The sequence below is a fragment of the Ruegeria sp. HKCCD7255 genome (assembly GCF_013031565.1).
Classification (GTDB): domain Bacteria; phylum Pseudomonadota; class Alphaproteobacteria; order Rhodobacterales; family Rhodobacteraceae; genus Ruegeria.
Genome location: NZ_WQAG01000007.1, coordinates 42332 through 61852, shown reverse-complemented (window position 1 = coordinate 61852; position 19521 = coordinate 42332). Strand labels below are relative to the sequence as shown.

23 protein-coding genes are annotated in these 19521 nt (G+C 58.0%); 13 read left to right on the top strand and 10 right to left on the bottom strand.

From position 1 onward, the window contains the following. Positions 1-150 precede the first annotated feature (150 nt). The 4 genes from GOX45_RS13925 (at position 151) to GOX45_RS13910 (ending at position 2765) form a co-directional block, all read left to right on the top strand. Entirely contained in the window at positions 151-375 is a 225-nt protein-coding gene (locus GOX45_RS13925) for a YdcH family protein (protein WP_050604880.1), read from the top strand. Between the two features lie 76 nt (positions 376-451). Next, complete coding sequence (gene purE / locus GOX45_RS13920) at positions 452-937, top strand: 5-(carboxyamino)imidazole ribonucleotide mutase (protein ID WP_171101764.1); 486 nt, start codon at positions 452-454, stop codon at positions 935-937. Beyond that, positions 934-1689, top strand: coding sequence for an NAD(P)-binding domain-containing protein (locus GOX45_RS13915; protein ID WP_171101763.1), 756 nt, complete (start codon positions 934-936; stop codon positions 1687-1689). The genes purE and GOX45_RS13915 overlap by 4 nt, the downstream gene beginning before the upstream one ends. Before the next feature lie 2 nt (positions 1690-1691). Continuing rightward, positions 1692-2765, top strand: coding sequence for a 5-(carboxyamino)imidazole ribonucleotide synthase (locus GOX45_RS13910; RefSeq protein WP_171101762.1), 1074 nt, complete (start codon positions 1692-1694; stop codon positions 2763-2765). A 56-nt stretch (positions 2766-2821) separates the two neighbouring features. Here GOX45_RS13910 and GOX45_RS13905 read toward each other — a convergent pair whose 3' ends face one another. The 6 genes from GOX45_RS13905 to GOX45_RS13880 form a co-directional block, all read right to left on the bottom strand. Further along, a complete protein-coding gene (locus GOX45_RS13905) occupies positions 2822-3973 on the bottom strand; it encodes an alpha-D-ribose 1-methylphosphonate 5-triphosphate diphosphatase (protein WP_171101761.1) in 1152 nt (383 codons plus the stop codon). Continuing rightward, positions 3970-4743, bottom strand: a complete 774-nt coding sequence (locus tag GOX45_RS13900; RefSeq protein ID WP_171101760.1) for a triacylglycerol lipase — start codon at positions 4741-4743, stop codon at positions 3970-3972. Before GOX45_RS13900 ends, GOX45_RS13905 begins: the two co-directional genes overlap by 4 nt. A 38-nt stretch (positions 4744-4781) precedes the next feature. Further along, positions 4782-5624: a DMT family transporter gene (locus tag GOX45_RS13895; protein ID WP_171101759.1), complete on the bottom strand. Its 843-nt coding sequence runs from the start codon at positions 5622-5624 to the stop codon at positions 4782-4784. A 182-nt stretch (positions 5625-5806) separates the two neighbouring features. Next, positions 5807-7450: a chaperonin GroEL gene (groL, locus tag GOX45_RS13890; protein WP_171101758.1), complete on the bottom strand. Its 1644-nt coding sequence runs from the start codon at positions 7448-7450 to the stop codon at positions 5807-5809. A 55-nt stretch (positions 7451-7505) separates the two neighbouring features. Beyond that, complete coding sequence (gene groES / locus GOX45_RS13885) at positions 7506-7793, bottom strand: co-chaperone GroES (RefSeq protein WP_170423103.1); 288 nt, start codon at positions 7791-7793, stop codon at positions 7506-7508. 172 nt (positions 7794-7965) lie between these two features. Next, the gene (locus GOX45_RS13880) at positions 7966-8640 is read right to left on the bottom strand and encodes a DUF2161 domain-containing phosphodiesterase (RefSeq protein ID WP_171101757.1); all 675 of its coding nucleotides are present in this window, start codon (positions 8638-8640) and stop codon (positions 7966-7968) included. 110 nt (positions 8641-8750) lie between these two features. Between GOX45_RS13880 and GOX45_RS13875 the strand changes: the two genes are divergently transcribed. From GOX45_RS13875 to GOX45_RS13845, 7 genes are all read left to right on the top strand, one after another. Next, positions 8751-9731: a TraB/GumN family protein gene (locus GOX45_RS13875; RefSeq protein ID WP_171101756.1), complete on the top strand. Its 981-nt coding sequence runs from the start codon at positions 8751-8753 to the stop codon at positions 9729-9731. A gap of 111 nt (positions 9732-9842) precedes the next feature. Continuing rightward, the gene (locus tag GOX45_RS13870; protein WP_171101755.1) at positions 9843-10763 is read left to right on the top strand and encodes a manganese-dependent inorganic pyrophosphatase; all 921 of its coding nucleotides are present in this window, start codon (positions 9843-9845) and stop codon (positions 10761-10763) included. Between the two features lie 233 nt (positions 10764-10996). Continuing rightward, the gene (locus GOX45_RS13865; protein ID WP_171101754.1) at positions 10997-11872 is read left to right on the top strand and encodes a TIGR01459 family HAD-type hydrolase; all 876 of its coding nucleotides are present in this window, start codon (positions 10997-10999) and stop codon (positions 11870-11872) included. Between the two features lie 100 nt (positions 11873-11972). Continuing rightward, a complete protein-coding gene (locus GOX45_RS13860; protein ID WP_074736482.1) occupies positions 11973-12416 on the top strand; it encodes a MaoC family dehydratase in 444 nt (147 codons plus the stop codon). Between the two features lie 59 nt (positions 12417-12475). Beyond that, positions 12476-13408, top strand: a complete 933-nt coding sequence (locus GOX45_RS13855; RefSeq protein ID WP_171101753.1) for a bifunctional riboflavin kinase/FAD synthetase — start codon at positions 12476-12478, stop codon at positions 13406-13408. After that, positions 13405-13878 carry a YcgN family cysteine cluster protein gene (locus GOX45_RS13850; protein WP_171101752.1) on the top strand — a complete coding sequence of 158 codons (474 nt, stop codon included), beginning with the start codon at positions 13405-13407 and terminating at the stop codon, positions 13876-13878. The genes GOX45_RS13855 and GOX45_RS13850 overlap by 4 nt, the downstream gene beginning before the upstream one ends. Beyond that, positions 13878-14912 carry a low specificity L-threonine aldolase gene (locus GOX45_RS13845; RefSeq protein ID WP_171101751.1) on the top strand — a complete coding sequence of 345 codons (1035 nt, stop codon included), beginning with the start codon at positions 13878-13880 and terminating at the stop codon, positions 14910-14912. The genes GOX45_RS13850 and GOX45_RS13845 overlap by 1 nt, the downstream gene beginning before the upstream one ends. A gap of 22 nt (positions 14913-14934) precedes the next feature. Here GOX45_RS13845 and GOX45_RS13840 read toward each other — a convergent pair whose 3' ends face one another. Beyond that, positions 14935-15534: a 2-hydroxychromene-2-carboxylate isomerase gene (locus tag GOX45_RS13840; protein WP_171101750.1), complete on the bottom strand. Its 600-nt coding sequence runs from the start codon at positions 15532-15534 to the stop codon at positions 14935-14937. 108 nt (positions 15535-15642) lie between these two features. Here GOX45_RS13840 and GOX45_RS13835 point away from each other — a divergent pair, with 108 nt between their 5' ends. Further along, the gene (locus tag GOX45_RS13835; RefSeq protein WP_171101749.1) at positions 15643-16662 is read left to right on the top strand and encodes a ribose-phosphate pyrophosphokinase; all 1020 of its coding nucleotides are present in this window, start codon (positions 15643-15645) and stop codon (positions 16660-16662) included. A gap of 60 nt (positions 16663-16722) precedes the next feature. Continuing rightward, on the top strand, positions 16723-17172 hold the full coding sequence (gene rpiB, locus GOX45_RS13830; RefSeq protein WP_171101748.1) for a ribose 5-phosphate isomerase B: 450 nt from the start codon (positions 16723-16725) through the stop codon (positions 17170-17172). Positions 17173-17202: 30 nt separating this feature from the next. Here rpiB and GOX45_RS13825 read toward each other — a convergent pair whose 3' ends face one another. From GOX45_RS13825 to atpD, 3 genes are all read right to left on the bottom strand, one after another. Further along, a complete protein-coding gene (locus tag GOX45_RS13825) occupies positions 17203-17553 on the bottom strand; it encodes an H-type lectin domain-containing protein (protein WP_171101747.1) in 351 nt (116 codons plus the stop codon). Between the two features lie 115 nt (positions 17554-17668). Continuing rightward, positions 17669-18079, bottom strand: a complete 411-nt coding sequence (locus GOX45_RS13820) for a F0F1 ATP synthase subunit epsilon (RefSeq protein ID WP_171101746.1) — start codon at positions 18077-18079, stop codon at positions 17669-17671. Positions 18080-18091: 12 nt separating this feature from the next. Next, the gene (gene atpD / locus GOX45_RS13815) at positions 18092-19516 is read right to left on the bottom strand and encodes a F0F1 ATP synthase subunit beta (protein WP_171101745.1); all 1425 of its coding nucleotides are present in this window, start codon (positions 19514-19516) and stop codon (positions 18092-18094) included. Positions 19517-19521: the final 5 nt, after the last annotated feature.

Here is a 19521-nt window from a genome sequence, read left to right as displayed (position 1 = left end):
TTTTGTCAAAGCGACGTCGTTTGAGGCCCCGTTCTGGCGACCATCTGATATAGAATATGGGAAGAATACAGGATGTCCACAAGGTCTGGCGTGATAACGTCTGACACACTATCTTGTTTGCAACGCACCAGAACAAACCACGAGTCGCCAATGAACGCGCCCACAGACCTTTCCATGAAAACAGACGAAGTTCTGCGGGTCGAGCTTGAGGTTTTTCGCCGCCAGCACAGGGATCTGGATGAGGCGATTGAAGCGTTGCATGACCGTGGAACAGCTGATCAACTGACCTTGCGGCGTCTCAAGAAAGAGAAACTGCGGCTGAAAGACATCATTCGCATTATCGAAGATCGCCTGACACCAGATATCATCGCCTGAAGACCCTCTCGCTCATTGCCAGCCATAGGGATTTGGCTATAGTGCGCGCTCTTTCTGAGCGCGGAGACAAAAGCGGATGAGCGATGTGAAAGTGGGGATCATCATGGGCAGCCAGTCGGATTGGCCCACGATGAAGGACGCTGCTGATATTCTGGACGAGTTGGGTGTCGCTTACGAGGCGCGCATCGTTTCGGCCCACCGCACGCCTGATCGGCTTTGGGACTATGGAAAGACCGCCGTGTCGCGCGGGTTGCAGGTTATCATCGCCGGTGCCGGAGGGGCCGCGCATTTGCCGGGTATGATGGCATCGAAAACTCGGGTGCCTGTCATCGGTGTGCCGGTTCAGACCCGCGCATTGTCGGGCGTCGATTCGCTCTATTCCATTGTGCAGATGCCCAAGGGCTTCCCTGTGGCAACCATGGCCATTGGATCGGCCGGGGCTATCAATGCGGGCCTGATGGCTGCCGGTATTCTCGCCTTGCAGGATGACGTGCTGGCGGGGCGGCTGGATGCCTGGCGCGCCGCCCTGTCAGATTCGATCCCGCAGGAACCGCAGGGATGAGCCGTATCGGGTTTATCGGAACCGGCCATATCGCCGCGCCGATGGCCCGCTTCTTGGCTGCCAGAGGGCATAAGGTTTCCGTCACCCGGCGCAATATCGACGTATCGACTGAACTGCAGCGCGATATAGGCGCGCACGTCGAGGACCCGCAGGGGGTAATCGACGCCTCGGGCATCGTCTTTTTATGTCTGCGCCCGCAGGTCGCGTCCGACGTCTTGGCCCCGCTAAGCTTCCGCGCAGATCAGCGGATCGTTTCGGTGATGGCCTCTGTCTCGGCCCAGCAATTGGCGCAGCTATGCGCACCCGCGTCAAATTTCGTTCAGACCATCCCCTTGGGGTTTCTGGAAAACGGTGGCTGCCCGTTGGCAGCTTACGGCAATGACAGCGTTCTGGCCGAGTTGTTCGAGCCAGAAAACCCTGTTGTCAAAGTCGCGGATGAAGCCGCGTTGAACGCCCATTTTGCAATCTGCGCCATGGTTCCCGGCCTGCTCGATCTGATGGCCAGCGGCGCGGCCTGGTTGGGTCGCACAACCGGAGATGACGCCGGGGCCGAATTCTATACCACGCAGTTTATGGCAGGCTTTTTGGCGAATATGGACAAAGGTTCCGCCGGGCGCCTTGCACAGGAGCGGGATGATCTTGCGACAGATGGCACGCTCAGCCTGCAGATGACAGAGACATTGCGCGGCCACGGGGCGCATGACGCGCTGCGCGTGGCACTTGATGCAATCGGCAAACGTTTGGAGACTTGAACATGGCAGAGATGCTGGCCCCTGGTGCAGCGATCGGAATTTTGGGCGGTGGCCAATTGGGCCGGATGTTGTCTGTGGCCGCAGCCCGACTGGGCTTTGTCAGCCACATCTTTGAGCCGGGCGCCAATCCGCCTGCCGGTCAGGTGGCGGACCGGGTGACAACGGCGGCCTATGACGATGTTGAGGCGCTCAAGCGCTTTGCCGACAGCGTCGATGTCATCACCTATGAGTTTGAGAATATCCCCACCGAGGCGCTGGATATTCTGGAAGCGCACAGGCCAATCCGCCCCGGGCGCGAGGCGTTGCGAGTTAGCCAGGACAGGCTGACGGAGAAAACCTATCTTCAGGATCTGGGGCTGCAAACGGCTCCTTTCGCCGACATCGCTGATCTGGCCAGCCTTGAGGCGGCAATTGATCGGATCGGAACCCCTTCTATCTTGAAGACCCGGCGGTTTGGCTATGATGGCAAAGGGCAGGCCCGGCTGCGCACGCCCGAAGATGCCGCAGCTGCGCTGGCCGACATGGCCGGAGCACCGGCGATTCTAGAGGGGTTCATCGAATTTTCGCACGAGGTTTCAATCATTGCCGCACGCGGGCTTGACGGTTCGGTGGCCTGTTTCGATCCCGGTGAAAACGTGCATCGCGACGGTATCCTGCATACTACAAAGATCCCGGCCCGGCTTTCGGCAACTCAGCGGACAGATGCTGTTCTGTTGGCAGCCAATATCCTGAACGCTTTGGAGTATGTTGGCGTCATGGGGGTCGAGCTGTTTGTCACACCGCAGGGTTTGATCGTGAACGAGATCGCGCCGCGTGTGCATAACTCGGGCCATTGGACGCAGAACGGTTGCGCCGTTGATCAGTTTGAACAACATATCCGCGCAATTGCTGGCTGGCCGCTGGGCGACGGGCAACGTCATTCGGACGTGGTGATGGAAAACCTGATCGGCGATGACATGAACCGAGTCCCCCAACTGGCGCAGGAACGTGACGTGGCGCTGCATCTTTACGGCAAGGCCGAGGTAAAGGCAGGCCGCAAGATGGGCCATTTCAACCGGATCGTCCGTAAGTCGTAGTCGCGCTTGTGCTTAATGCCTCCGGCGGGGATGTTTTTGGCCAGGTAAAGCGCGGATCAGCGCAGAAAGCGGGCCGCGATATCTCCGGCCATATAGCTGACCCGCCCGGCTGATAATGTGGCTGCAACGCGGTGGGTGTCTGCGTCCAGTATGACCAGATCGGCGCGTTTTCCGGGGCTGAGCTCTCCGCGATCTGACAGGCCCAGCACGCGTGCCGGACCGGACGAAACCAACGCCCACGCACCTGCCAGATCAACCAGTCCGGATTTGGCGAGCATCAGGGCGGCGCGGCGCGGGCTGGGATAGTGATAGTCGGAGGCAATGGCGTCACATAGCCCCATGGCGATCAGGTCCAACGCGCTGACATTGCCTTTGTGCGACCCGCCACGCACCACATTGGGGGATCCAAGAATAACGTGATCTCCGGCCTGCTGCGCCGCTTCGGCGGCTTCAAGCGTCTCGGGAAACTCCGATATTTGCGCACCCCGCGCGCGCCAGGTTGCCCGATCCTTGGATGTTGAATCGTCATGGCTGCCCAGACGCACGCCCTGCTCTCTGAGTTCGGCACAAAGAAGGTCAAGCGCAGCAGGCACCTCTCCGCGCCGCGCATGCATGTCCAACAGCATTTGGAAATGCGCCTCTGGGTTGCGCCCTGCCTTCAACGCCTGCCCGGTCAAACGCGGGGGTTTGCGCCCCTCGGCCAAACGGTCATGCGGCAGGTGATCGTTGAACACAACATAGGGTATTTTCCAAGCGGTGACACGATCTGGCAGTTCCGCATAGTGATCCAGCATATGAGTTTCGAACCGCAACTGAGGGATCAGATCAGTCACGGTCGCTGGACCCACGACCGCGATGGCGTCAAAGACCTGTGCTGCAAAGTCGGGCCCTCGCACACCGCCTTCCCAGCTGTAGAACTGGGCCAAAACCGCTGTCGTGATCCCGTTTGCGGCAAGCTCGGCCTCGACGGCCAGAATGCCTTCGGTCATCTGTTTCATCGCTCCCCGGCGCGGCGCAATATGGCGTTCGAAACCATCGCCATGCAGATCGATGATACCGGGCAGGACCCAATAGCCAGACAGGTCCACTTGGCGAGCAGACGCGGTCGTACAAATGACACCGTCAGCCAAAGACAGATCCGTGGCGATCAGCCCCCGATCAGGCGTCAGAACCTGAGCACCTGTCAGCGTTAGCGATAATGCACTCATTCCGACCGCTCGGAATCAGGTTCGGAGCAATCCAGACCGATGCAGATCTCGTCAATAATATCCGTAACCCCGTCCAGCCAGGTGATCTCCGGATCAAAACGACCAAATTCGATGAAATGCAGCGCCTGCGCCATGACCCAAGGGTTGTTCATCATGAATGTGTGCGTCACCGGCAGAACGATATGGTCCTTCATCCCGTCGACTTTGGTAGTCTCAATCGAAACCTTGCCATCATCCGGGCCGTCGATCAGAGAGGAAAACAGCAGGTTCAACGAATTTTCACCCGCGATCACCCCAAGCTCGAACGTGACCGGGGGCAGTTGTCGCGGGATACCTTCGGGGCCCGTCCCTAACGCCAGACCTGCCGGTCCGTTCAACATGCCGAACACCTCGTAAGCGCCCAGCTCATCGACCAGTTGGCTGCCTTGGTTGGGCGGCCCAAGCATGACCGTTCTGCCCAGATTTTGCGGGTGATTGTCCTGCAGCCAGTACCGCAGAAGAATGCCTCCCATCGAATGGGCCACGACGTTCACCATATCCTCGCCGCAGGCTGCAAACGCTTCGGGCAACGTTTGATCAGCCAATTCCGGAATCGTCAGGTCGGTCGAAGGATAGCCTGGGCGGACAACGTGATAATCATGCGCCTTGAACAGTTGCTCCATCACCGTAAACGACGCCTCTGTACGGGCCAGACCGTGCAACAACACCACGCATTTGGCATGGAGCAGTCCGGGGGCCAGACACAGAACAAGGGCAAACAGAAACTTCATAGCCGCCAAATACGCCCAAACTTGGGGTGATAAAACCCCTAGCGCGGCGTCAGGCGCAAGACGGCCAACGCGATACCACCCAAAACAAGCGCAGCACCCAGGATCAGGCGCAGGCTTGCGGCCTCGGTCAGCAAGACCACGCCCGCCACAATGGCGATGATCGGAACGCTGAGTTGCACGACCGCTGCCGTTGTAGCGGCCAGTTGCGGCAAGACCCGATACCAAAGCGCATAACCCAAGCCCGAGGTAACCCCGCCGGACAGCGCTGCCAGAGCGTATCCAGCAGCGCTCATGTCCCAATTGCCGCCCAGCGGGATCAACCCCAGTGCGGTCACCGGCAAAGCTACAATGAAATTGGCTGCGGTTCCGGCCAACGCGTCGGGTTCGGATCGCCCCACCAGCGAATAGATTGCCCAACCAACGCCAGCAGCCACCATTAGCATCGCTCCGATTGGATCGACCCGCACATCCCCTGACGGCCAAAGCACAAAGGCAAGCCCCAACAGCGCAATCGCCGCGCCTGAAACTTGCCGCATCGTCGGTGCCGCACCAGTGACCGATGTCACCGCAAACATGGTAATTTGCACCACCCCGAACAGGATCAAAGCGCCCAACCCTGCATCCAGGGTCAGATAGGCCAGCGAGAACCCTATCATGTAAAGCGACAAGGATCCCGCCCCCGCGATCCGCCGCCTGTTTCTCAGCGGTAAATGCCCGGACCTCAGCACCACCAGGGCTGCCAGCACCAACGCCCCTGACAAAACCCGGATCACGGCAAAACCCGCTGGATCGCTCGCACCGCTTTCAACGGCCAGCCGATTCAGAATCGAGTTTGACGCAAAGGCGCACATGGTCAGGGCAGTCAGAAGAAACAATTGCATCCCAACCGCATAGCGGTTTCGAAAAGCTTTGCACACTCCCTTTCACGCAGACGCGCCACCCCGCTTCTTCTGTTCAAAAATACCTCCGCCGGAGGCATGGCCGCACCAGCGGCCATTCAAAACAAAAACGGGGCCGCCCCAAGGCGACCCCGTCTCAATTCGCAACTGCGTAAGCGGTAAGCTTACATCATGCCGCCCATGCCGCCCATGTCGGGCATGCCACCGGCCGGTGCCGCGCCTTCTTTGGCAGGCTTGTCGGCGACCATGGCTTCGGTAGTGACCAGAAGGCCTGCAACCGATGCCGCGTCTTCCAGAGCAGTCCGGACAACTTTGGCCGGGTCGATGACGCCGAACGAGAACATGTCGCCATATTCTTCGGTCTGAGCGTTGAAGCCAAAGGACGCATCCGAGGATTCACGAACTTTGCCCGCAACAACCGCACCGTCGACGCCTGCGTTCTCGGCGATCTGGCGCAGAGGCGCTTCGATGGCCTTGCGTACGATGTTGATACCCGCGTCCTGATCGGCGTTTGCACCTTTCAGGGCTTCCAAAGCTTTACCGGCCTGAACCAGAGCAACACCGCCGCCCACAACAACGCCTTCCTGTACAGCAGCGCGGGTTGCGTTCAGAGCATCGTCCACACGGTCTTTACGCTCTTTCACTTCAACTTCGGTCATGCCGCCGACACGGATAACAGCAACACCGCCTGCCAGTTTGGCAACGCGCTCTTGCAGTTTCTCACGGTCGTAGTCGCTGGTGGTTTCTTCGATTTGAGTGCGGATCTGACCGACACGCGCTTCGATCTCGGCTTTTTCGCCTGCACCGTCAACGATAGTGGTTTCGTCTTTGGTGATCTCGATCTTTTTGGCAGTGCCCAGCATGTCCATGGTGACGGACTCGAGCTTCATGCCCAGATCTTCGCTGATGACCTGACCGCCGGTCAGAATTGCGATGTCTTGCAGCATGGCTTTGCGGCGATCGCCGAAGCCCGGTGCTTTGACAGCAGCAATTTTCAGGCCGCCGCGCAGTTTGTTGACAACCAGAGTCGCCAGCGCTTCGCCCTCAACATCCTCGGCAATGATCAGCAGCGGCTTTTGCGACTGGATCACTTGCTCCAGCAGCGGAACCATCGGCTGCAGCGAAGACAGTTTCTTTTCGTGCAGCAGGATCATGCAGTCGTCGAGCTCTGCGATCATCTTGTCTGCGTTGGTCACGAAGTAAGGCGACAGGTAGCCACGGTCGAACTGCATACCTTCGACAACATCGGTCTCGGTTTCCAGACCTTTGTTTTCTTCAACGGTGATGACGCCTTCGTTGCCAACTTTTTGCATCGCGTCTGCGATCTGCTGGCCGATTTCAGCTTCGCCGTTGGCAGAGATTGTACCAACCTGAGCAACTTCTGCCGAGTCTTTGACTTCGCGCGAAGCCGACTTGATGCCTTCAACAACCTTGGCGGTCGCCAGGTCGATGCCACGCTTCAGGTCCATCGGGTTCAGGCCCGCTGCAACCTGCTTCAGACCTTCGCGCACGATGGCTTGGGCCAGAACAGTAGCAGTGGTGGTGCCGTCACCGGCTTCGTCATTGGTGCGGCTGGCGACTTCTTTCACCATTTGCGCGCCCATGTTTTCGAACTTGTCTTCCAGTTCGATTTCCTTGGCAACCGATACACCGTCTTTGGTGATGCGCGGTGCGCCGAAGGATTTGTCCAGTACCACGTTGCGGCCTTTGGGGCCCAGTGTCACTTTAACAGCATCAGCCAGAACATTTACGCCGGCCAGCATGCGGTTACGGGCATCGGTGTCAAATTTGACGTCCTTTGCAGACATGTCGTTTCTCCTTGAGAAATATGTTGAGACGGAAGATCAGAGAAAGCGCCAGGGCTTACTCGATGATCCCCATGATGTCGCTTTCTTTCATCATCAGCAGCTCTTCGCCGTCGACCTGAACCTCGGTGCCCGACCATTTGCCGAACAGGATCTTGTCGCCAGCTTTTACAGCCATTGCGATCAGCTCGCCGCTGTCCTTGCGCGCGCCTTCACCGGTCGCAACAACTTCGCCTTCGCTGGGCTTTTCTTTTGCGCTGTCAGGAATGATCAGGCCGCCTGCGGTTTTCTCTTCGCTTTCAACGCGACGAACCAGCACACGGTCATGAAGCGGTTTCAATGCCATCTTTGCAGCTCCTTGGGCTCAAAGTTATCTATCCTCCCCTCGCGGAAACGCGAGGCGTTAGCACTCACACCTACCGAGTGATAACGACGCATAGCTAGGCAGTCACCGCGCCCGAGTCAACAAGTTGTGAGGGATTTTTCCAAAATTCAGGATCTGACGGAATAAGGTCGGATTATTCGCTCTGTTCCCAGCTATAAGCCCAGTGTTTCAAACCGTCCTGCCCCGCCTTGGAAAGTGCATAGACACCTTTGTCTACTTTGTCGAACCAGCCATAGTGATTTTCGCGCATCAAACGCGTCGCTGCATCAACACAGGTCGCCTTTGCAACGTCCGACCCTTTGGTTGCGCCATGTTCCGCCAGATGCGCCGCGCATTTCAGAGCGTCCTGTCGGTAGGCCGTCACAATCCCATAACGTGTCGCGCCGCCTGCATTGGGGTCGCCCTGCAACCGGTCAAACTCACGCAACAACCGCGCCGCTTTGGCCTTGTCCTTGCGCGGCGCATAGGGCCCGGGGTCGCAATGAACCTCAACCCGACCGTCTGGGCGCACAGTGATCAACCCCAACCCGAGCCTGCGGCACAGGTTCAGATTGTCCTTGAGCGCGCGCCGCGCCGTCCGCCCTTTGGGCTTGCACACGGCGACATAGACCTGATCCGTGATCCGCAACCGCGTGATCGCCTGATGGAACAGCGCAAGCGCAAAACGCAGTTTCAATTCGACAATAACAGGGGCTTCGTCCCCGCGCACGGCGACAATATCGGCGGCCCCAACCTCGCCTTTCACAGTGTACCCCTGACGCTCTAACAAAGCCTTGATGGGGGGATAAAGATCCTGCTCGCGGTCCATGGGGCAATGCTAGGCAAATTGCGGGTAAATACCAGCCGATTAACGTGCTTGCACCTACCGGCTCTGCGCGGCAGTGTTCCGGCACCACTGATTTGCAAGGGTAAATTCCAATGCGCATATTTCTGCTCTTACTCTCGATGCTGCTGCCTGTATCTGCTTACGCCGCTTGCGAGGGTCGCGATCTGATGCAGGATTTGTCGCCCGCCTCAAAAGCTGAATTCGATGCCACATTGGCCACCCTACCGTTCCCGGAAGGGAACCACTGGATTGCGACCAAAGACCAGACGACACTGCATATCATAGGCACCCTGCACCTCAATTTTCCCCAGATGGACGCAATCGTCGACCGTCTGGCCCCGACCCTCAAAAACGCTGACGCTTTCTATTTCGAAGTCACAAAAGACGAACTTGATTCCTGGGAAAAACGCCTGGCTGCGGATCCAAGCCCGGTGCTCATCACCTCGGGGCCCACTCTGGTTGACCTGTTGCCAGAAGAGGACTGGGCCGATCTGTCCACCATATTGGCCGAACGGGGCATCCCCTCCTGGATGGCGGCAAAGATGCGCCCGTGGTTTCTGGGCATGATGCTGGCACTTCCGACCTGCATCTTGCAAACTCCGCAACCGGAATTCGGCCTCGACACCCGCCTGACCGCGCTGGCCAAAGAACATGGCATTGCGCAACATTCACTCGAAAGCATCGATGACCTGATGCGCTTGTTTAACCGGTACCCTTTGGAAGATCAGGCGAAATCCCTGGCCCGCATGACAGCCACTTTCCAGCAAGGTGAAGATCAGATCACCACGATGGCAAACTCTTATTTCAACGAAAGGCACGCCGAGGTGCTTCTGTTCGGCCGCCTGTTCGGGCGAGAGCTTGCGGGCCTGCCCGAAGACGAGTTTGAAGAGGAATGGGTCAAGATCGAACAAAGCCTGCTGGTCGAACGGAACAACAGCTGGATGCAACGCATTCTGGCCATCGAGGACCAAACCGCCGTCATCGCCGTGGGTGCCGCTCATTTGGGGGATACCTATGGCCTGCTGAACCAGTTGCAGACTGCAGGCTACACCCTCACGCGCGCTCCGTTCTAGGCCCTGGTCAAGCAAACCCAGACCAACCGTCGCATTCGGCACAGGACGGCGTGACAAGCGTGAAGCACCACCCTATAAGGCGCGCAAATATACAATCCTCAGGACGCTGACATGACAACCCTTGTATTTGGTCACAAATCCCCCGACACAGATTCCACCGGCTCTCCGATCCTGTGGGCCTGGTATCTGAACGAAGTGAAAGGCGAGAGCGCCGAGCCCGTTCTGCTTGGTGAGCCCAACACCGAAGCAGCTTTCATGCTGCAGCGCTGGGGCCTGCCCAAACCGCGCATCATCGGCGATGTCGAAGCGGATGCTCCGGTCGTCATCGTAGACACCAACAACCCCGCCGAACTGCCCGCCAGCGTCAACGGTGCTGATATCCGCGCCATCATCGATCACCATAAACTGGTCGGTGGGCTGGAAACCAAAGGCCCGATCGACATCACTGTGCGCCCCCTGGCCTGCACCGCCACAATCATGCTTGACCTGATTGGGGACGACGCAGCCCGGATGCCCGATGCTGTGAAAGGCGCCGCGCTCACTTCCATCCTTTCCGACACGCTGGAGTTCCGCTCGCCCACCACCACCCCGCATGACCGTGCCGTGGCCGAGAAACTGGCAGCCGATCTGGGCCTGGACGTATCGGCCTATGCGGCTGAAATGTTTTCGGCAAAGTCGGATGTCTCGTCCTTCTCGGACGCCGAACTGATCCGCATGGACAGCAAGGAATACGAGGTCGACGGCACCAAATTCCGCGTCTCGGTACTGGAAACAACCGCGCCGGGCGTTGTTCTGGACCGCAAAGACAGCCTCGCCGCTTCGATGGTTGACGTCGCCAGCGAGGACGGTGTGGACCAGGTATTGCTGTTTGTTGTCGATATCCTGAATGAAGAGGCCACGTTGCTGGTGCCAAACGACCTGGTAAAAACCGTTGCCGAAAAAAGCTTTGATGCGCAGGTCGATGGGGATGCCGTGGTTCTGCCTGGCATTATGAGCCGCAAAAAGCAGATTATTCCAAATCTCAAGGTCTGATCTCCGACCTGAAGGCGCCCCAATCGGGCGCCTTTTTGTTTTATTGCGAGGCTCTGCCTCGCGCTCCGAGGTATTTGGAAACAGAAGAAGCAGAGGATCCATTCTTCTTCTGTTTGAAAGTACCTCGGGGGAGTCGCGGCCTGCCGCGGCGGGGGCAGAGCCCCCTCTGGCCAAACCGACCTGCCTCTGCCATAGGCTGAACCACCCTGTCATTCGCCCGGAAAGTAAGCTCCATGACCCAAATCGTCTCATCGCTGGCTGAAATTTCTGACCGATACAAAGCCCTGTTCGTCGATCTTTGGGGCTGTGTTCACAATGGCATCACCGCTTATCCTGAAGCTGTGGCCGCACTTCAAGCCTATCGCCAGCGGGGCGGTGTTGTTGTGTTGGTCACGAACTCTCCCAAACCGCGCGCTGGCGTGAGAGAACAATTGGCGCAATTTAACGTACCGATTGATGCCTATGACACCATCGCCACCAGTGGGGATTCGGCACGTTCCGCGATGTACCGGGGCGCAGTGGGTGAGAAGGTCTATTTCATGGGAGAATGGCAGCGGGATGCGGGCTTTTTTGAGCCGCTTAAACTGTTGCATCATCCGATCCATATCGAACGCGTTCCGTTGGACGAGGCGGAAGGGATTGTCTGCTGCGGCCCGTTTGATCCAATGGCAGACCCTGACGTTAATCGGCCAGACTTTCTCTATGCCAAGCAAAAGGGCCTCAAGCTGCTCTGCGCCAATCCCGATATCGTAGTGGACCGTGGCGAAGTGCGCGAATGGTGCGCGGGCGCTTTGGCGAAGCTTTACACCGAAATGGGTGGCGAGAGCCTTTATTTCGGCAAGCCGCACCCTCCGATCTACGATCTGGCGCGACGCCGGTTGCAGGAGTTGGGGCATGACATCCCCGACAGCGACATTCTGGTCATCGGCGATGGACCGCATACCGACATTCTGGGCGGGATGGGCGAAGGGATTGATTCCCTATTCATTTCAGGTGGATTGGCCGCGGCTGAAACAAAAACCGAGCACCACCCACACCACGAATCCCTAACCGATTATATTGCAAGGGAAAACATCAACCCGACCTATACGATTGGTCGGTTGCGCTAGTCAGAAAAAGCTTGATTTTCTGCAGCTGCGAAGTAATAAAGTTGCCAAACTTGGGCATCTACAGAATTTTTGTTGCCCGCCAAACTCGCATGAGGGTGACATGTTGGACAATCTTCCACGCGGTACGATCTGTATCGAAGACATCGAAATGGGCATGAGCCGGCATCTGCGCAAAGTGGTGACGGACGAGGATATCGAAATGTTTGCCCAGGTCTCGACCGACCGGAACCCGGTGCATCTGGACGATGACTATGCCCGGGATACGATCTTTGAAGGACGGATCGCCCATGGCATGCTGACCGCCGGTCTGATCTCGGCCGTGATCGGTGAGCAGCTTCCAGGTCACGGCACAGTCTATATGGGGCAGTCGCTGAAGTTTCTTGCCCCCGTGCGCCCGGGCGACATGGTTTATGCCGAGGTCAAGGTGATCGACATCGACTTTGCCAAGCGCCGGGTCAAGCTGGATTGTCATTGCGCGGTAGACGGCAAAAAGGTTCTGGTCGGTGAGGCAATGGTTTTGGCACCGTCTCGTAAATTCGACTGATCACGCCTTGCCCCGAACTGCTGCTTGAACCCGCTTGGAACTCCCGCTAGGCAAGCGTCATGCAGATCATTCGGGATTTCCAATTCGTTGAACCTGAAAACCGGGGCGCCAGCGTAGCCATCGGGAATTTTGATGGCGTCCATCTGGGTCACCAATCGGTTATTGAACTGGCCCGGTCTGCGGCCCCGGACCATGCGTTGGGCGTTCTGACATTTGAGCCTCATCCACGCGAATACTTTGCACCGGACGCCGCTGCGTTTCGGTTGATGCGCAGTGCGACGCGCGCGCATCGATTGGAAAAGCTGGGCGTTGAAAAGCTCTATGAGCTGCCCTTCAACGCGGCGCTGGCCGGACTGACGCCGGAAGAATTTGCACGGAATGTGATCCACAAGGGCTTAGGCCTGTCCCATGTGGTTGTGGGGGCCGATTTCTGCTTTGGCAAAGGTCGGTCAGGCACAGCCAGCGACATGCAGCGCTTTGGGCAAGAGATGGGCTTTGGCGTCACGATTGCACCGTTGATGGAAAAGTCAGAACATGTGGTGTCCTCGACTGCTATACGCACCGCGCTGAGCGACGGACGTCCCCGAGATGCGGCCGAGATGCTGGGGCATTGGCATCGGATCGAAGGTGAAGTGATCGGCGGCGAACAGCGGGGGCGCGAACTGGGCTATCCCACCGCCAATATGTCAATCGAAGGGCTGCATCCTCCTAAATTCGGGGTCTATGCCACTTTGGTTGATGTTCTGGATGGTCCGCACAAAGGCAGCTATTGCGGCGCCTCGTCGATTGGGACCCGCCCTATGTTCGATGGTGAACTGCCAAATATCGAAACCTTCCTTTTTGATTTCTCGGGTGACTTATACGGCGCGACCCTGTCCGTAGGACTTGTCCAATACCTGCGGCCGGAACTGACCTTTGATGGTCTTGACGGGCTGATCGCTCAGATGGACGCGGATTGCGCGAAAGCGCGCGAGATTTTGGCGGCTGTATGAGCGTCGATCCGATTGATCGCTCCGGGCTGTCGCCAAAGTTTTGGGAGCGCAAGCCACTTCAGAAAATGAACCAGCACGAGTGGGAAGCGCTGTGTGATGGATGCGGCAAATGCTGTTTGAACAAGCTGGAAGACGAGGACACGGGCGAAGTTGCGTTGACCTGCGTGGCCTGTCGCCTGCTGGATGACGAGAGCTGCCGCTGCACCCAATATGACATTCGGCATCAATTTGTGCCGGATTGTATCGTCATGACACCGCAGAATATTGACCAGCATGCCTATTGGCTGCCGCAGACCTGTGCCTATCGCCTGTTGTGGGAAGAAAAACCTCTTTACGACTGGCATCCGTTGATATCCGGTACACCGGACAGCGTGCATGCCGCAGGTGTCTCGGTGCAAGGGCGCACGGTGTCAGAGTTTGAAACCCCCATGGAAGAGTGGGAAGACCACATCATCGAGGAGCCATTGTAATGCATTTCGCCTCTGACAATTCCGGGCCGGTTCATCCCGAAGTTCTTGCCGTTTTGGCCGAGGCCAATGAGGGCTATCAGATGGCCTATGGGGCCGACACGTTGATGGACGAGGTACGTGACCGCATCCGTGACATCTTTGAAGCACCCGAGGCAGCGGTTTATCTGGTGGCAACGGGCACTGCGGCAAATGCCCTGGCGCTGGCGACACTGTCGCAACCATGGGAGACGATCTTTTGCGCGCCGATGGCCCATATCCAGGAAGATGAGTGCAACGCGCCCGAGTTCTACAGCGGGGCCAAGCTGACCCTGGTCCCCGGTGGCGACAAGATGGCCCCCGAAGCGCTGCGCCAGGCGATCGAGAATGAAGAAACTCGAGGCGTGCATGGCCCGCAGCGTGGTCCGGTGTCGATCACACAGGTGACCGAGCGGGGTTCGGTCTATTCCTTGCAAGAGCTGCGAGCCCTGTGCGCGGTCGCCAAAGAGTTTGATCTGCCTGTCCATCTGGACGGTGCACGCTTTACCAATGCGCTGGTTGCCCTGAACTGTTCACCCGCGGAAATGACGTGGAAGGCAGGCGTTGATGTGGTCAGCTTTGGCGGCACCAAAAACGGTTTGATGGGGGTCGAGGCGGTGATCCTGTTCGATGCCCAGAAAGCCCTGGAGTTCGAGCTGCGTCGCAAGCGCGGGGCCCATCTGTTTTCCAAGCACCGGTACTTGTCGGCGCAGATGGCGGCCTATTTGCGCGACGATCTGTGGTTGCGCTCGGCCCGGCAAGCCAACGACAATTGCGCGCGCTTGGCTGATGGGCTGCGGGCCGCGGGCGCCAGTTTTGCTCATGAACCACAGGCCAATATGATCTTTGCCAACCTGCCGCGCAAGCAGCACAGGCGTCTGCACGATGCTGGCGTTGCCTATCACCTGTGGGGGTCCAACCTGGAAGGATCCGATGAGGATGAACTTTTGACCTGTCGGCTGGTCTGCGACTGGTCGATCAAACCCGAAGAGATCGACCGGTTTCTGGCCCTTCTGTAAAGGGCCAGATAGGGGCGAACCCCTATTTCAAAGTCGCCAGATGGCGGTCCAGATCCTCAAGCCGGTCCTGTCCCCAGAACCGTTGATCGTCGGGTGTGATATAGAACGGTGCTCCGAACACACCGCGCTCAACGGCTTCTTCGAGATTGGCGGCATAGGTCTCGGCCCCGGTCAGCAGCCCGCTATCGGCCAGGCTTGGATCGAACCCTGCTTTCTCGAGGCAATCACGCACAACCTCGTCTTCGGCAATGTCCTTTTCCTCGGCCCAAACGGCGCGCAAAAACGAATGGCACAGTTGACCAACATTCCCTGACCCGTCCTGAGCAGCCGCAATGATTGCATAAGAGGACGGGGCCGCATTGGTCGGCCAATGGGCAGGTTTCAAGTTGAAGTCCATCCCAAGTTTGCTGGACTGACGCAGCAATTCCTGCGCCCGGTATTCAACGCGCGAGATGTGGCGATCCTTGGGTGGCGTCCCCCCGGTCCGCGCGAACAGTCCCATGATATCCAGAGGCTTGTAATTTATCGTCGCCCCGTGTTTTGCCGCCACATCCTCAAGCCGTGTCCCAGCCAGATAGGCATAGGGCGAGAGTGTCGCAAAAAAGTAGTCGATCTGGGTCATATTCACTTTCTCCGCTGCGTTACCTTTGCGCGACGGTAAGGCCATGCTAAGCGGTGTCAACATCACGAATCTGTCACATTGCTCTTGCTGCCCGGGGAAAATCAGCCGATGCCGACACTCAACGAACCCAAGCTTATCGCTGGGAACGCAAACCTTCCGCTTGCCAAAACCATTGCCCGCCGAATGAGCCTGTATCGCGGCGTGGATCAGGGCCTGGTCGATGCCCGGGTCGAGCGGTTCAATGACGGTGAGATCTTTGTCGAAGTGTTCGAGAACGTGCGGGGTGAGGATATGTTCATCATCCAGCCCACATCGAACCCGGCCAATGACAACCTTATGGAATTGCTGATCATCGCTGATGCTCTGCGCCGATCATCCGCGCAGCGTATCACGGCCGTGATCCCCTATTTCGGCTACGCCCGTCAGGACCGCCGCACCAAGGCCCGAACACCCATCAGCGCCAAGCTTGTCGCGAATATGCTGGTTGGTGCAGGGATCGAGAGGGTCCTGACAATGGACCTGCACGCCGCACAGATTCAGGGCTTTTTTGATATCCCCGTGGACAACCTCTATGCCTCGCCCATCTTTGCGCTGGATGTGAAAACCCAGTTCAAGGATCAACTGGACGAGATCATGGTGGTGTCACCCGATGTGGGTGGCGTCGCCCGCGCGCGCGAATTGGCCAAGCGCATCAACGCCCCTCTATCGATTGTCGACAAGCGCCGTGAGAAAGCCGGTGAAGTGGCCGAGATGACGGTGATCGGTGAGGTACAGGATAAGATCTGCCTGATCGTGGACGATATGTGCGACACCGCTGGAACACTGTGCAAAGCGGCCCAGGTTCTGATGGATAACGGCGCTAGAGAAGTACATTCCTATATAACCCACGGTGTCATGAGCGGCCCAGCGGTCGAGCGCGTGACCAATTCGGTGATGAAATCTCTTGTGCTGACGGATACGATCCAGCCCACGAAAGAGGTCGCAGCTGCGAAAAATATCCGCATTGTTCCGACTGCCCCGATCTTTACACAGGCGATCCTGAACATATGGAACGGCACCTCAGTGTCCTCACTCTTTGAGGATAAGACCCTGACGCCGATCTACGAGTCTATGTACCATATGGACTGATTAGAACGGGCGACCTTCGGTCGTCCTTTTTTTGTGATACCAACAAGGCAGGAGCTTTCCGTGACCGCCCCCAAACGCATTGTTCTTTCCAGCGACCACGCCGCCATCGATTTGCGCCAGGCCGTCGCCGACCATATCTTGGCCCAAGGCTGGGAGGTCGTGGATATCGGCCCCAAAACACCAGAAAGCACCCATTACCCGATCCACGGCAAGGCCGCTGCTGAGGCAGTCGCCTCTGGGGACTGCACTTTGGGGATCATCCTCTGCGGCACCGGGCAAGGTATCATGATGGCCGCGAACAAAGTGCCCGGCATCCGCTGTGGTGTCTGTTCTGATACCTTCTCTGCTCGGATGATCCGCCAGCACAACAATGCCAACATGCTTGCGATTGGTGCGAGGGTGGTGGGCGAAGGAACCGCTCTGGACATTGTAGATGCGTTTCTGGGGGCCGAGTTCGAAGGTGGCCGACATGCGACCCGCGTGGACATGATCGAGGTTCAAGACGCCTGATCTTCCGTCTCAATCAACTTTGAACCGGAATTAGGAGATCTGCCAATCATCCGCGTGCGCAACCTCGCCCATGGCGATCCAGGCCACGCGGATACGGGCAATGCGGGTATCGGACCATGTACGGAAAACGGCGACAAAGCCGCCACAGGTAATATCCGACGTCGTCACCTCGGCGCGCAGGGCAGATGAATTGTCAACATCCCACAGGGAAATACCAAGCTGAACAACTGGTGGCGATCGGAACCGTTCGGCAAATTGGATCTCGGTGCGCCGCTCTCGGGGGCCTTCACCGGTCCACATCTCGCCACCGTTTCCAAATTCGGAAAACAGCACCACTTCGCCCTGATCAATGCCGATGGGGTGAGTTAGAAATTTCTTCATACTTCCATCTGTTTTGTTGAATATGTTCTACTTACTCTGGCTTTTGGGCAAAAGCACGACAAAAAACGGCCCCGCTGCAAAGCGAGGCCGTCCAAATCTCGGAATGTAGACCGTTCTACAGGCTCATATGGGTGCCAAGGGCTTCCATATCCGCCAGCAGCTTGGCCGCCTCATCCACGATTGTCTGATCATCGCCGTCCTTGGCGGCCTCGTGCGAGGCACGGGCTTCTGCAATCAGGTCATCCAGATGCGCGCGGGTCACTTCGGCCACCGGAATGGCCTTTTCAGCCAGAACCGACATGCTGTCGCCGTTGATCTGAGCAAACCCGCCGGTAACCAGATACTCGCTGGCGCCTGTGGGGGCCTCGACCTTCAGCAGACCCGGACGCAGCGTGGTGATGGTGGGGGCATGATCGGGCATCGCCGTCATGTCCCCGTCCGCGCCGGGTATTTGGACCGCAGTGGCCTCAAGCGAAGCAAGGCTCCGCTCGGGGCTGACCAGGTCAAATTGCATTGTGTTTGCCATCAGGGATACTCCTTAGGCGGCTTCTGCGGCCATCTTTTCCGCTTTGGCGATCACTTCGTCGATGCCGCCGACCATCAGGAAGGCCGCCTCGGGCAGGTGATCGTATTCGCCAGCCACAACAGCTTTGAACGATGCGATGGTCACGTCCAGAGGCACCTGAACGCCCGGCGAACCGGTAAAGACTTCGGCCACGTCGAACGGCTGAGACAGGAAGCGTTCGATCTTACGCGCGCGAGCAACGGTCAGTTTGTCTTCTTCCGACAGTTCGTCCATGCCGAGGATGGCGATGATGTCCTGCAGCGACTTGTAGCGCTGGAGGATCTGCTGAACGTCGGTCGCAACCGCGTAATGCTCTTCACCAACGATGGCCGGGTCCAGCAGACGCGACGACGAGTCGAGCGGGTCAACCGCAGGGTAGATACCCTTTTCCGAGATCGCACGGTTCAGAACGGTGGTTGCATCCAAGTGTGCGAACGATGTTGCCGGCGCGGGATCGGTCAAGTCGTCGGCAGGAACATAGATCGCTTGCACCGAAGTGATCGAGCCCGATTTGGTCGAGGTGATGCGTTCCTGCAGAGCGCCCATGTCGGTGGCGAGTGTCGGCTGATAGCCCACAGCCGAAGGAATACGACCCAGCAGAGCCGAAACCTCGGAACCCGCCTGTGTAAAGCGGAAGATGTTGTCGACGAAGAACAGAACGTCGGTCCCAGACTGGTCGCGGAACTGCTCGGCCAGTGTCAGACCGGTCAGAGCAACACGCGCGCGCGCTCCCGGAGGTTCGTTCATCTGACCGTAAACTAGGGCAACCTGCGATTCTTCCAGATTGTCCGGCTTGATCACGTTCGATTCGATCATCTCGTGATACAAGTCGTTGCCTTCACGGGTCCGTTCGCCAACACCCGCAAACACCGAGAAACCCGAGTGCACTTTTGCGATGTTGTTGATCAGTTCCATGATCAGAACGGTTTTGCCAACGCCCGCACCGCCAAAGAGGCCAATCTTACCGCCTTTGGCGTAGGGAGCCAGCAGGTCCACAACCTTGATGCCGGTCACCAGGATTTCCGACTCGGTCGACTGCTCGTCGAACGCGGGCGCGGGCTGGTGGATCGCTCGGGTTTCCGACGACTTCACGTCGCCTTTTTCGTCAATCGGCTCGCCGACAACGTTCAGGATGCGGCCCAGGGTCGCGTTACCAACCGGCACCGAAATCGGTGAGCCGGTGTCGGTGACCGCTTCGCCACGGACCAGACCTTCGGTCGCGTCCATCGCGATGGTACGGACGGTGTTTTCACCCAGGTGCTGAGCAACTTCCAACACAAGGCGCTTGCCGTTGTTGGTGGTTTCCAGCGCGTTCAGAATTTCAGGCAGCTGATCTTCGAACTGCACGTCAACGACGGCCCCGATGATCTGAGTGACTTTGCCTTTTGCATTCGCCATGTTTC

Bases quoted from the DNA above. Each gene is read 5' to 3' on its own strand.
- GOX45_RS13925 (WP_050604880.1), top strand. From the start codon at position 151: ATGAACGCGCCCACAGACCTTTCCATGAAAACAGACGAAGTTCTGCGG.
- purE (WP_171101764.1), top strand. From the start codon at position 452: ATGAGCGATGTGAAAGTGGGGATCATCATGGGCAGCCAGTCGGATTGG.
- GOX45_RS13915 (WP_171101763.1), top strand. From the start codon at position 934: ATGAGCCGTATCGGGTTTATCGGAACCGGCCATATCGCCGCGCCGATG.
- GOX45_RS13910 (WP_171101762.1), top strand. From the start codon at position 1,692: ATGGCAGAGATGCTGGCCCCTGGTGCAGCGATCGGAATTTTGGGCGGT.
- GOX45_RS13905 (WP_171101761.1), bottom strand. From the start codon at position 3,973: ATGAGTGCATTATCGCTAACGCTGACAGGTGCTCAGGTTCTGACGCCT.
- GOX45_RS13900 (WP_171101760.1), bottom strand. From the start codon at position 4,743: ATGAAGTTTCTGTTTGCCCTTGTTCTGTGTCTGGCCCCCGGACTGCTC.
- GOX45_RS13895 (WP_171101759.1), bottom strand. From the start codon at position 5,624: ATGCAATTGTTTCTTCTGACTGCCCTGACCATGTGCGCCTTTGCGTCA.
- groL (WP_171101758.1), bottom strand. From the start codon at position 7,450: ATGTCTGCAAAGGACGTCAAATTTGACACCGATGCCCGTAACCGCATG.
- groES (WP_170423103.1), bottom strand. From the start codon at position 7,793: ATGGCATTGAAACCGCTTCATGACCGTGTGCTGGTTCGTCGCGTTGAA.
- GOX45_RS13880 (WP_171101757.1), bottom strand. From the start codon at position 8,640: ATGGACCGCGAGCAGGATCTTTATCCCCCCATCAAGGCTTTGTTAGAG.
- GOX45_RS13875 (WP_171101756.1), top strand. From the start codon at position 8,751: ATGCGCATATTTCTGCTCTTACTCTCGATGCTGCTGCCTGTATCTGCT.
- GOX45_RS13870 (WP_171101755.1), top strand. From the start codon at position 9,843: ATGACAACCCTTGTATTTGGTCACAAATCCCCCGACACAGATTCCACC.
- GOX45_RS13865 (WP_171101754.1), top strand. From the start codon at position 10,997: ATGACCCAAATCGTCTCATCGCTGGCTGAAATTTCTGACCGATACAAA.
- GOX45_RS13860 (WP_074736482.1), top strand. From the start codon at position 11,973: ATGTTGGACAATCTTCCACGCGGTACGATCTGTATCGAAGACATCGAA.
- GOX45_RS13855 (WP_171101753.1), top strand. From the start codon at position 12,476: ATGCAGATCATTCGGGATTTCCAATTCGTTGAACCTGAAAACCGGGGC.
- GOX45_RS13850 (WP_171101752.1), top strand. From the start codon at position 13,405: ATGAGCGTCGATCCGATTGATCGCTCCGGGCTGTCGCCAAAGTTTTGG.
- GOX45_RS13845 (WP_171101751.1), top strand. From the start codon at position 13,878: ATGCATTTCGCCTCTGACAATTCCGGGCCGGTTCATCCCGAAGTTCTT.
- GOX45_RS13840 (WP_171101750.1), bottom strand. From the start codon at position 15,534: ATGACCCAGATCGACTACTTTTTTGCGACACTCTCGCCCTATGCCTAT.
- GOX45_RS13835 (WP_171101749.1), top strand. From the start codon at position 15,643: ATGCCGACACTCAACGAACCCAAGCTTATCGCTGGGAACGCAAACCTT.
- GOX45_RS13825 (WP_171101747.1), bottom strand. From the start codon at position 17,553: ATGAAGAAATTTCTAACTCACCCCATCGGCATTGATCAGGGCGAAGTG.
- GOX45_RS13820 (WP_171101746.1), bottom strand. From the start codon at position 18,079: ATGGCAAACACAATGCAATTTGACCTGGTCAGCCCCGAGCGGAGCCTT.
- atpD (WP_171101745.1), bottom strand. From the start codon at position 19,516: ATGGCGAATGCAAAAGGCAAAGTCACTCAGATCATCGGGGCCGTCGTT.